The 12,354-nt window shown below is 35.1% G+C and carries 10 protein-coding genes; 5 read left to right on the top strand and 5 right to left on the bottom strand.

What is annotated here, in order from left to right; genetic code table 11:
- Positions 1 to 198 precede the first annotated feature (198 nt).
- Positions 199 to 1,695 (bottom strand): BspA family leucine-rich repeat surface protein, encoded by a 1,497-nt coding sequence (locus ABEG63_RS01155; protein WP_346582305.1) that lies wholly within the window; start codon positions 1,693 to 1,695, stop codon positions 199 to 201.
- Positions 1,696 to 1,931: 236 nt separating this feature from the next.
- Positions 1,932 to 4,016 carry a TonB-dependent receptor gene (locus ABEG63_RS01150; protein ID WP_346582303.1) on the bottom strand — a complete coding sequence of 695 codons (2,085 nt, stop codon included), beginning with the start codon at positions 4,014 to 4,016 and terminating at the stop codon, positions 1,932 to 1,934.
- Positions 4,017 to 4,216: 200 nt separating this feature from the next.
- Between ABEG63_RS01150 and ABEG63_RS01145 the strand changes: the two genes are divergently transcribed.
- Both ABEG63_RS01145 and ABEG63_RS01140 read left to right on the top strand, forming a co-directional pair.
- Positions 4,217 to 4,969, top strand: coding sequence for a DUF3575 domain-containing protein (locus ABEG63_RS01145; protein WP_267402135.1), 753 nt, complete (start codon positions 4,217 to 4,219; stop codon positions 4,967 to 4,969).
- Between the two features lie 142 nt (positions 4,970 to 5,111).
- Positions 5,112 to 6,404, top strand: a complete 1,293-nt coding sequence (locus tag ABEG63_RS01140) for an MFS transporter (RefSeq protein WP_346582301.1) — start codon at positions 5,112 to 5,114, stop codon at positions 6,402 to 6,404.
- Positions 6,405 to 6,465: 61 nt separating this feature from the next.
- On the opposite strand, the gene ABEG63_RS01135 is transcribed toward ABEG63_RS01140, so the two are convergent.
- A complete protein-coding gene (locus ABEG63_RS01135; protein WP_346582299.1) occupies positions 6,466 to 6,678 on the bottom strand; it encodes a hypothetical protein in 213 nt (70 codons plus the stop codon).
- A 458-nt stretch (positions 6,679 to 7,136) separates the two neighbouring features.
- On the opposite strand from ABEG63_RS01135, the gene ABEG63_RS01130 reads away from it, so the two are divergent.
- Entirely contained in the window at positions 7,137 to 7,481 is a 345-nt protein-coding gene (locus ABEG63_RS01130) for a hypothetical protein (protein WP_346582297.1), read from the top strand.
- On the opposite strand, the gene ABEG63_RS01125 is transcribed toward ABEG63_RS01130, so the two are convergent.
- Both ABEG63_RS01125 and truA read right to left on the bottom strand, forming a co-directional pair.
- A complete protein-coding gene (locus ABEG63_RS01125; protein ID WP_267402140.1) occupies positions 7,476 to 9,233 on the bottom strand; it encodes an ABC transporter ATP-binding protein in 1,758 nt (585 codons plus the stop codon). The two genes, ABEG63_RS01130 and ABEG63_RS01125, sit on opposite strands and share 6 nt — an antisense overlap.
- A gap of 252 nt (positions 9,234 to 9,485) precedes the next feature.
- Positions 9,486 to 10,220 carry a tRNA pseudouridine(38-40) synthase TruA gene (truA, locus tag ABEG63_RS01120; RefSeq protein WP_346582294.1) on the bottom strand — a complete coding sequence of 245 codons (735 nt, stop codon included), beginning with the start codon at positions 10,218 to 10,220 and terminating at the stop codon, positions 9,486 to 9,488.
- A gap of 131 nt (positions 10,221 to 10,351) precedes the next feature.
- Here truA and lpxK point away from each other — a divergent pair, with 131 nt between their 5' ends.
- Both lpxK and ABEG63_RS01110 read left to right on the top strand, forming a co-directional pair.
- Complete coding sequence (gene lpxK / locus ABEG63_RS01115; protein ID WP_346582292.1) at positions 10,352 to 11,377, top strand: tetraacyldisaccharide 4'-kinase; 1,026 nt, start codon at positions 10,352 to 10,354, stop codon at positions 11,375 to 11,377.
- Positions 11,361 to 12,176 (top strand): purine-nucleoside phosphorylase, encoded by an 816-nt coding sequence (locus tag ABEG63_RS01110; protein ID WP_346582290.1) that lies wholly within the window; start codon positions 11,361 to 11,363, stop codon positions 12,174 to 12,176. The genes lpxK and ABEG63_RS01110 overlap by 17 nt, the downstream gene beginning before the upstream one ends.
- Positions 12,177 to 12,354: the final 178 nt, after the last annotated feature.

The raw sequence follows: 12,354 nt of genomic DNA, 5'->3' as shown, positions 1-12,354 counted from the left end.
GGTTATTTTCACAAAAATGAGAAAGAACTGTTAATTTAAAATGAATAATTTTAATTACCTAAGTTTAAGATTTTGAGTAATTCTAAAATTATAACTTAATTTTTTCAACTTCTCTTTAAAATAATTCCAAATATTATCAAAAAATAAATCCGCCCAGAAATTCTGAACGGATTGTTTTATTTAAAATTTAAAAATTGGTTATTTCTTCATTATTTTAGAAGAAGTTGAATTCCCCTTTAGCAGGTAAGTTCCTGATGGATACTCGGTAAGATCAATTTTATTATTTCCTTTATTTAAAGTTACATTTTTAATCATTCTACCTGTGCTATCATATAAATAAGCCGTTTCGCTGGCTGTAGATTCAACGTTAATCACTCCTGTTGTTGGATTAGGATAAGCCAAAGTTTTTGATTTTACTAAATTTTCTGAAGTTGATAAACTCGCGCCACAACTTGCATTATAAGTATCTCCGACAATATTAAAACCGTTGTTAACCAATTGAGCTCTTGCCATAATGGCTTGTGGTGTAGAATAAGTTAATCCTGCTGCTTCTATCACTCCAGTTGCAGATCCTAAGTTTGATAATGTAGGATTATTGCTGAGAGCAATTAAGAATTTATTATAGTTAATACATGATAAACCAGAATTATTAAATCCGAAATACACATAGGCTGAAGGAACATTTTGAAAGCTGATATTCCAGGTAGAAAGATCCTGATCAAACGCCGACGCACCATTAAACATACTAAAACTATCAGCACCCCAAACTTTACTAACATCCCAGTTTCCAATAGGCTGATTAAATGATGATGCATTGGTGAACATTTGACCAAAACTTATTACTTTACTGGTATTCCAATTATTAAGAGGTTGATTAAAAGATTTAGCATTAGAGAACATATTACGGAAATTGGTTGCATTGCTCGTATTCCATGAATTTAATGGCTGGTTGAACGCTAGCGCATCCTGAAACATTGAAATGAAATTGGTTCCGGACGAGGTATTCCAGGCTGAAATATTTTGATTAAAAGCAGATGCATAAGAAAACATATCCCGAAAATCTGTTACTTTTGCTGTATTCCAATTTCCAATAGGCTGATTAAACAATTTTGCTCTGCTAAACATACCCTTCATGTTTGTAACATTACTCGTATCCCAATTAGAAAATGAATTATTGCCAACTAAAGAGGTGCAATGAATGAACATTTCAGATAAATTATTAATTTGCGTCAGGTTAGGAACATCTGTAGCAGTTACATCAAGATTTGGACAGCTCGAAAATCCTTGATCGAATTGCTGAAGCCAAAGAATATCTCCCCATTGGCTCACTTCGAAGAGTTTAGGATTTCCGGCGGCCAGCATATTGGCACTGCCTCTAAATCCATAAAATAATCCACTCCCATTGGATGCTTTTACTCTGTAAGTTGCCTGAATCGGGTTCGCATTTAAAGAAGTACCAAAAGAAATCACCTCAGGACTGCCGCTACTCGATGTTACAGAAGTAAGAACCCCATTATGCTGAGGATATCCTACTTCTTCCCAGGCAATGGTATAGCTCGTTCCGGTACCTCCAAAGGATATGGAATTATTAATAGTTCCTGTAATATTAGGTTTCCAAACCGTAATAAATTCATTCTGCGCATAAGAAATGAAAAATAGAAAAAGAAAAATGGTTACTAGTTGTTTTTTATACATAATTTAAAATAATAATTTCAAGGTTAAAAATTAGTTTAATAAGATCATAACTTCCCGGGATTCTGCTTCTTATTTCTAATACAAATATATCCACGCGTGGCGACAGAACATGTCGTATTAAAAATTTAATTGATTATTTTATCAACTTTTTTTCCTTAAAATCACCTTCAAATACCATAAAAAATCCGTCCAGAAAATTATTCTAGGCGGATTTTTTATTTACGTATGAACTAACTTTAGAAAGTCGCAGCCGGAGCCGTAGAATTATTCAGTTTCTTTTCCAAATTGGTCTTTTTACCTTTTGAAAAATCATAGCTGATTCCTAATATAAACATAGATTTATTATTCATAATTCGATTCACACGGCTGTAATTGACTAAACTTTCAGGTAAACTTTTCGTTTTATATTCCGAAGGCATTCCGATCCAGTACATTCCCGCAATAAAAGTCCATTCTTTTTGCTTATAGCTTCCGAAAATATGATTCTGATTCTCGTTGGTCGTTAAAAAAGCACCGCTCAATGTATAAACCGGAATATTCAGCTGATATTGCAAACTGAAAGATTTATACTCAGATGATAAAACGAAATTATTCGCCAGATAATTATTTTTAATTAAAGCTCCATTGCTCGTTCTGATAGTTTCTGAAGCGGGTGTTACATTCAACTTGGCAACTAATAAATTATTCCCAAAAGGTTTATAAGAACCCGACACCTGTACGCCAAACTGTTGAGAATTTTTGGCATTTTCATAGGTTAACGCATATCCGAAATCTTCATCTAACACATAATATTGATTGATGATTTTGTCTGTATATCGATAGAAAAGATTGGCGTTAAAATCGAAATATTTATTATTTAATGAATAAATAAAATTATTCGCAAACATCTGTTGAGACTTCAAAAACGGATTTCCTCTCTGCACAATATTCGGAGCCATTTGTACAATATTGCTACTCAGCGCCGCACTCCACGGACTTATTGGACGATAACTACTCGCAAAACGAAGACTCTGATTATCTTTTAGCTGATATCCTAAAATCACTTTTGGTGTGAACGACCACTGGTCGAAAGTATTTTCTGCACTTTTATTATGAATATTGGTAAGCCCCGCGCCGATTCGGTAATTGAATTTCTTCACTTTTCCGGAAAATTCGGTGTAAAAATACTGTTCCAGATAATTAACGCTATATTCTGAAAAACCCGCTAAATTCTGAAGATCATTCGAAATATTGGTATTTGAAATTCTATATCCTGAGGATAATTTTCCGGCTTCAAAAGTATGAACGTGAGCTAATTCTCCTACAATTCCGGTTTGCTTGGTCTGCAAATTCATATCATTATCAAAAACTGAAATTCCGGAGGGGACGATCCATTCTTTGGCAAATTCCGTGGTACTCGTTGTAAAACTTGAACCGACTACATTCACACTCAATTCGTCTTTTTTGCTTAAATTTTTAGAAAAATAAAGATCCAGAGTAGGCGTGGTATAATTAGATGAGCTATTTTTCAGCATCCCATGCTCCTCTGTAAGACCGTCTTTCGTAAAAATGCTACCTCCATTCCCTTTCACGAAAGTAGTGTAAATATCCAGATTCATTTTAGCCTGAAAAGTATAATCATCAGGCACTGCTCTTGTATATCTCAACGCCACATTCTGATAGGTATATCCAAAATGATCCACCTTATTCTCATCGGTACGATAATGGCTTCCATCCAGCTGATAATCGTAAATACTGTGAACTTTTCGGTTATCATAATCTCTTAAATTAATCGAATATTCGAGTCCGAAATTATTTTTCCCTTTGGTAAAGTTAGCATAAGCAGAACCATTCACGAAGCCCGTATTCAAAGCAGACCTTGCATCTGCCCCGAAAACATACCCTGTTTCTGTAGATCTTGTAATTAAATTTACTACCACATCCGCTCTAGTAGCCCATCTAGCGGGAGGAATATCATAGTACTCAACTTTTACCACTTCAGAAGGCGCAACACTTCGAATCTGCATATCTGTGGCTTCAATCCCATTGATTAAAAATAAAGTTTTTCCACCTTTTGTGCTTTTTAACGTATTTTCTATAGGATCAAGTTGCAATTCGGGTAAAGTCTGGATGAGATCTTTTGCATAGCGAGCCTTTTCCAATGCTTCTTTATCAAAAGTATAAACCGCCTTGTCTGCAAATTGCTTTTTGCGCTGAGCTTTCAAAATAACTTCCTGAATCTCTGCTGTTTTAGTTGTATCAATCGTATCGTTCTTTACATTTTCCTGAGAGAATACAAAAATTCCGCAAAGAAAAAGCACAGAACATATCGTTTTTTTCATAGGTTAAAAGTTGAATCATATTATAATAAAAGACAAGCTAGATTCGATATCCATTACATTTTGCCTTAATAATATTTTTCGCGAAATTATACATTACACGGGAATTTAATCTCAATTTTACAAACAAAATGTATTTTTATTTTATTTCAGCCCGTTTTTTGCTTTCAGTTTTATAACACCAAATTTCAAAATATAAAGTCATGAAAAAATATTTCATTATACTTCCGTGCTTTATTTTTTCAGGAATATCTGCACAGGAAATAACGACTGCTGAACCTTCGGAAAAGTTGAATATCATTAAAACGAACGTTACAGCGTATGCCTTTCGAAACATTAACCTCTCTTATGAAAGAGCCTTCACCGAATGGTTTTCATTAAATATGGGATTCGGCGTGATGCCTGAAGGGAAAGTTCCTTTTATCAATTCTTTTTTAAGTGATGAAGACGAAAAAAGATTTCAAAATCTTGAGGTAAAAGCTTTTAATTTCACCATCGAACCTAGATTTTACCTCGGAGCGGGCTACGGAAAAGGATTTTATATTGCGCCTTACTATCGTTATTCAAAAGTTACGTCTAATACTTTTGATTTTTATTATGACTATAATTTCAGCGGAACCACTTATCAAATTCCTTTAAAAGGAAACGGAAGCGCGCATGGAAACAGTGGCGGATTGATGGTTGGCGTACAATTTTTCTTAACCCGAAGTCAAAATTTAGTATTAGATTTTTGGATTGCCGGAGCCCATTATGGCGCCGGAAAAGGAGATTTCACCATGACCAGCGATGTTATTTTAACACCCGATATGCAGGCTCAGTTGAAAAAAGAGATTGAAAATCTAGACATTCCTTTTGTGAATTATACGGTGGAAACCAATGCGAACGGAGCCAAAGTAAACGTTGATGGACCTTGGCTGGGTATACGAAGCGGTCTTTCTTTGGGATATAGATTTTAAAATTTATTATAAATATTTGTAAAACCGTTCATATTTTGAGCGGTTTTCTTTTTCATAAATATTCTAAGAACCTTTAAATTGACTTTTAATTAAATATTTTCTCAATTTTTATCTATGTTGAAAAAATTTATATCTTTCCTTCATGAATTCACCACAAATCACCACCGCACAAAGAATCAAAGCGATTGTAGGCGGTTCTATCGGAAATTTGGTAGAATGGTACGACTGGTACGCGTATGCCGCATTTGCCATCTACTTTTCACATTCATTTTTTCCGGATTCTGATCTTACAGCTCAATTACTAAACACCGCGGGAATTTTCGCGGTCGGTTTCCTGATGCGACCTGTCGGAGGTTGGGTTTTCGGAAGTATTGCCGATAAAATCGGAAGAAAAAAAGCAATGACTTTCTCTGTTTTATTAATGTCATTTGGTTCATTATTAATCGCTTTAACACCAACTTACAAAACAATCGGAGTTTTGGCTCCTACCCTACTTTTATTAGCCAGACTTTTACAAGGATTAAGCGTGGGCGGCGAATATGGAGTTTCGGCAACCTACCTCAGCGAAATGGCAACCGAAAACCGGAGAGGATTTTATTCAAGTTTTCAATATGTAACCTTGATTGGTGGCCAATTGATCGCCCTGGGAATACAGTTGATTTTACAGAAATTATTATTAACAGAAGCTCAGCTGGAAGATTGGGGATGGAGAATTCCTTTTGTAATCGGAGCCCTGCTTTCTGTGATCGCATTGTATCTTAGATCAAACCTTCATGAAACAGAAGCCTTTGAAAATAAAAAAGAAGTCAGCGATAAGAAAAAGGGAAGCATCAGCGAACTTTTAAAACATCCAAAAGCACTGATTACCGTTGTTGGTTTAACCTTAGGTGGAACGTTGGCATTTTATACCTACACCACTTATATGCAGAAGTTTTTGGTGAATACCGTTCACTTAACCAAAGAAGAATCAACTTTAGTTTCCTTTGTTTCTCTGTTTATTTTTGCATGTTTACAACCCGTTTTCGGAGCCTTATCTGACAAAATAGGAAGAAGACCTTTATTATTATCATTTGGAATCTTGGGAACGCTTTGTACATATCCGCTTTTAACGGCTTTAAGTGAAACCTCTTCTATGTGGGGTGCTTTCTTCTTAATAATGGCTGCTTTAATTATTGTAAGCGGTTACACCTCAATCAATGCCGTAGTAAAAGCTGAACTTTTTCCTTCTGAAGTAAGAGCGTTGGGCGTAGGATTACCTTACGCGTTAACCGTTGCCATTTTTGGGGGAACCGCGGAATACATCGCCCTTTGGTTTAAACAGGCTAATATGGAGTACTATTTTTACTGGTACATTACTGCGTGTATCTTCTTTTCGCTTGTAGTTTACGCAAGAATGAAGGACACCAAGAAAACGTCTACCTTAGATAAAGACTAAACTTTTTTTTGTATATAAAAGCAGCGCGCCTCAGACTTCGTCTGAGGCGCGCGTTTATTTTTTAGTGATAAGCCTGTTTGAACTTTTCAACCATCGTGTCTAGCGTATGACGCTGAACATAGATGGTCTTCACGTCATCATATCGTGGAGATTTATAGTATACTTCATGGAAATCCATGCTTCCGTTTCCTACCTTCACGATTTTCTGCACATCAATATTCAACTTTTTCAACTCACTTTTGAAAACTTGGAATTCGTCTTGGATATTATTCATTTGTCGATTTTGGATTTTAGTTAAAAATTAGTGTTTTATATCAAACACCCTACCAATTTTTAGGGGTGAGGGTGAAATTTTGACTAAAGTTAATAATTTATTAACACAAAAACAATATTAAATTGATAATTATTTAAACTTTTTCAAAAATTAAAAACAATTTAGCAACATATTTAAAGTTTTATTAAAAATATCGCGCAAATAAAATTATTCTGAATATATCACAACCGCGATGAATAAAGGCTTTGCAATAATCTATACTTAAAAAATATTGGCTTTGCTTAAAATTTATGATTTTTAACAAAAAAGTTCTTTAAGTATTTTAAAAACAGTTGTATATCTTTCTTTCATTGATTCAAAATGAATCAATGAAAGAAGAGTTATTTTGTTAAAGTAATTTTTGATAATTCTTACTTTAACCTCAGCCTTAATTTAGCATCATAAAGAGAAACAATAACATGAAAAACTCAAAATTATTTCTTTTACCGATCTTATTATTTTCAGGAATGAGTTACGCTCAAAAGAACGATGTCACAATCACTGTCAAAGAAAAAGGAAAAGTTGCCAAAACAGTAGAGAAACAGGAAAACCTTCTGCATTTTATTCAATTTGGAATGATGTCTAAAAATCATCAAGCATTCAGAAGTAAGTATAAAATTGATATAAAATATGAAAACTGTGTGATCAGTCCGCTAGCTTCCAAAATGGCAAAAGAAAACAACCTTGCGATTGCAAAGTTCTTGACTGAAAAATATGGTGATAGCTGGAGAAAAGAGCTGGAAATTATTCCTTACGGGTTATAATTTGCTTTCCTCTTCCAGTTCTATTTCGTGTCTCAATTGGGCTTTGTATAAAGTGGCATAATATCCGTTTTTATCCAGAAGTTCCAAATGCTTCCCTTCTTCCACGATTTTACCGTGTTCCATTACGATAATTTTATCGGCTTTTTCAATGGTTGAAAGTCGGTGTGCAATAATGATAGACGTTCTGTTTTTCGTAATTTTTTCCGTTGCTCTTTGGATTAATTTTTCACTTTCGTGGTCGATGGAAGAAGTGGCTTCATCTAAAATTAAAATCTTTGGATCTGATAAATACGCTCTCAGGAAAGACAACAACTGTCTCTGACCAAGAGAAATCGACGAACCCCTTTCGCTCACCACATAATCGTAACCGCCCGGAAGTTGCTCGATAAACTGATCTACTTCAATTTCTTTGGCACCGGCTTTTATTTTATCTAAAGTAATGGTTTCATCACCAAACGAAAGGTTTTCAAAAATACTTCCGTGGAAAAGGAAAACATCCTGTAGAACCACTCCGATATGGCTTCTCAGGTTGTACAGTTCGTAATCCTTCAGATTAACATCATCAATTAAAATATTTCCTGAATTAATATCATATAATCTTGTAATCAAGCTGATAATCGTAGATTTTCCCGCACCAGTTGCTCCAACGATTGCAACAGTTTCTCCCGGATTTACTTTAAAATCAATTCCTTTTAAAACTTCCTGCTTTTCATCGTATGCAAAACGTACATCCTGAAATTCAATCTTACCATTGAAATGATCTTTCTTTACCGTTCCCTCATTTGGCATCGCAAAATCTTCGTCCATTAATCCCAACACTCTTTCTGCTCCTACAATTCCTCTTTGGATATTGTTGAATCGGTCAGCGATTTGTCTCAAAGGACGAATCAACATAGAAATATATTGAATAAATGCAATCACAACCCCTGCACTAATCGTGATATAACCTCCATAAAAAAGGATAAACCCGATGAAAAGTGAAGAAATTAATTCCACCACAGGAAAGAATAATGAGAAGATGAAAACTGTTCTCAACAAAGCTCCTTTCAGGGTAATATTAATATCATCAAACTTTTTAAACTCAGAATCCTGTCTGTTAAATACCTGAATAATCGACATTCCCGCAAGTCTTTCCTGAACAAAAGAGTTTTGATTGGCTGTCCAGTTTCTTTCATCTCCAAACGCCTTTTTAAGTCTTTTTTGGAAAAATCTTGTGATAACCACCATTAATGGTAAAATCCCCAGTGTTATATAACTTAAATGAACATCGGTACTGAACATCATAATCAGCACAAAAACAATTCTTAGAATATCTCCGAAAACCATTAAAAAGCCGTCTGTATAAACCGTTGCAATGGTTTCAACATCACCAACTGCTCTTGTTACCAGCTGCCCAATAGGTGTTTTATCAAAAAAAGAGGTTTTAAAGTAAATCAGCTTTTCATATAATCTCTGTCTGATATCACGAATTACATTTTGAGAAATATAATTGGAGAAATACACTAAAAAAAAGTTCAGCACGGTCTCTGCAAAAACCAATCCTACCAGCAGATAAATATGTTTCATCATCAAAGCTTTATCCTGCAGCTTTGTGATGTCATTATCTACCACTTGCATCGTAAGATAAGGTCTGTAAGTAGAAACTATTGAAAGTATGATGGAGATTATCAGGGTGATGATGAACCAGGAACGAAACTTCATCCCAATAAAGAACAGCCTCTTAATAATATCCCAAGTATCTTGTTTTTTCATTGTTCGAATTGAAGAAAGAATTAATTTAAAAATTCTCTGCAAAAATAAGGCTTTCTAATTTTACAAGCTTACAAGTTTGTGAAATACTCATGAAAATTACAGATAGGTGTTATTTATGGTATAGATGGCTTTTAGTCATCACTCTTTTTCTCAGGAGTAATTTCCCGCTTTCCACTATATCTTTTTCGCCAACGCTTTTTTCAAGCCATCTCAAAAAAAAGGATGCCGTTGCATTATGAAGAATGAAATAACCTAATCAAAATCATACCCAACATCCACCAAATACAGCCCGTGAGCAGGCGCAGACGTTCCCGCAGAATTTCGGTGTTTGTCTTCAATTACTTTTCGAAGATCTTCAGGTTTTATTTTCCCTGAACCAATTTCCACCATCGTTCCTACAATCGCTCTTACCATATTTCTTAAAAATCGGTTGGCAGAAACGGTGAATTTCAGTTCGCTTCCGTTTTGTTCCCACTCTGCTTTGTACATTTTGCAGATATTGGTTTTGTTGTCTGTTTTCAGTTTAGCGAAACTTGTAAAATCCTCATATTCAAATAAAATCTTACAGGCTTCGTTCATTTTATCAATATCCAACCCTTTTCGCCAGTGTTGCCAAGCAGATTCTTGTGTAAACGGATTTTTATCCAAAGAAATATAATACTCATAGGTTCTGTACGTGGCATCAAAACGTGCATGAAAATCATCTTTTACCGGAAAGATCCTTTTAATGGAAATATCCGGTGGAAGAAAACTGTTCAGCCTTCGCGTAAGACCTTCATCCAACACTTTTTCGGTGTCAAAGTGAGCAAAAATTTTCTTGGCATGAACCCCTGTATCTGTTCTCCCCGCTCCTGTCGTTTTTATTTCTTCTCTTAAAATCGTGGAAAGTGCTTTTTCCAATTCTTCCTGCACAGAAATAGCATCCGGCTGTATCTGATAGCCGAAATAATTTTTACCGTTGTAGGAAAACTCAATAAAATACCTCAATGTAATTAATATAACTCTACAAAAATACTTTAATTTAGTAATAATCAGGAATAACTTCTTTAAAATAAATATTGAAAAGAAGCTACCATATTGAAGTAATTCCCTGTGAAAATTCTTATTTTTGCAATCGTATGAAAAGATGGTACCTTTATCCTTTTTCCCTCGGTTATCATTTGGTCACGGGTATCCGAAACACAATGTATGATCTGGGAATATTTAAATCTACGAAATTCAAAACTCCGATAATCTGCGTCGGCAACCTTTCTGTGGGCGGTAGCGGGAAATCGCCAATGGTGATGTACCTTGCTCAGTATCTCTCTAAACATTACAGAACGGGAGTGCTTTCGCGCGGCTACGGAAGACTGACGAAAGGCTACGAAGTCACCAATTACGAGAGTAATTACAAGATCGTAGGTGATGAAGCGATGCAGTTATTTGAACGTTTTAAAAACCGTTTTGTCATTGCCGTTTCTGAAGAGAGAGTTCCGGGTGCCAAAAAAGTAATCAGCGATATGGATCTTGATGTGCTGGTATTGGATGATGCCATGCAACACAGAGCCATCAAGCCGGGATTCAATATTATGATGACCGATTTCAATGATCCTTATTTTAAAGATTATCTTCTTCCTGCCGGAGATTTGCGAGAATCCAGAGCAGGTGTAAAAAGAGCGGATATCATTATGGTAAGTAAATGCCCTGATGAACTGACGGAGGAAACCAAGCAATATTATATTTCGAGAATAAGACCCGATCGCACCCAAAAAGTATTCTTTTCATCCATCGGGTATGACGAAAATGTGTACGGAAGAGAAAAAATGCTTCCCGACAACAATCTGAATTATTACGATATCCTTCTCATCACAGGAATTGCCAACCCGGCACCGCTTATTCAGCATTTGTCTAAATTTTCGCAAAGGGTAAAGCACTTGAAATTCAGAGATCACCATAATTTTTCTGAAGATGATATTAAAAAAATCGTTGCAGAATATAAAAAATTAGGTGAATACAAATTGATCTTAACCACCGAGAAAGATTACGTTCGTCTAAAATCTTTTGACTATCTTAGAGACATTCTTTACTACTGGCCTATCAATGTCATTATTGATAAAAGAGAAGAATTCGATCAAATCATCTTAGATTATGTTAGAAAAAATTAAGGAGACTGCAGATTTCATTAAAAGTATTATTCAGGATACACCTGATTTTGCCATTATTTTAGGTTCCGGATTAGGGAAACTTCAGGATGAAGTACAAGCCCTTCATGTATTGGAATACAAAGACATTCCTAATTTTCCACAGACTACCGTCGTAGGACATGGCGGAAAATTAATCTACGGAATTTTAGAAGGTAAAAAAGTATTGATGATGAGTGGCCGTTTTCATTATTATGAAGGTCATTCTATGGAAACCGTAACTTTCCCAATACGTGTTTTTAAATTGCTGGGCATCCAGAATCTTATCCTTTCCAATGCTTGTGGCGGGGTAAATCCTGATTACAATGTCGCTGATATTGTGATTTTAAAAGATCATATCAATATGATGCCCGAACATCCGCTTCGTGGCAAAAACATTGATGAATTGGGACCTCGTTTCGTAGACATGAGCGAACCATATAACAAAAAAATGATTTCTGTGGCTGAAAAAGCAGCTCAGGAAAATAATATCAACATTCATCAGGGAGTTTATGTGGCGTTACAGGGTCCCACTTTCGAGACTCCTGCAGAATACGGCATGATAAAAGCGATTGGCGGCGACATGGTTGGGATGAGCACCGTTCCTGAAGTCATTGTAGCTAAGCATATGGAAATGGACTGTTTCTGTATTTCCGTGATTACCGATCTGGGCGGTCCTGATATTGCCTTTGCCGTTTCTCATGAAGAAGTTCTGAACGCTGCTAATAAAGCAATGCCGAATGTAATTGCGGTAGTGAAAGGTTTAGTGAGAACTTACCAATAAAATAAATTTAAACTTGACATCTTAATTTTCTTAATTTAAATAAACTTTGTTTATTTTCTCTTTTAAACATTAAGGATTTAAGTAATTTACAATGTTTTAAAATTAAGAAGTCAATAAATTAATTTGGTTTAAGCCATTTAAGCATAAAGTTTTAAAAATCTTAATCACTTAATGTTTA

It is taken from the genome of Chryseobacterium sp. C39-AII1 (genome assembly GCF_039672645.1).
Lineage (GTDB): Bacteria > Bacteroidota > Bacteroidia > Flavobacteriales > Weeksellaceae > Chryseobacterium.
Note: the sequence above shows the minus strand (reverse complement) of the source record. Positions and strands in the feature narration are given on the sequence as shown.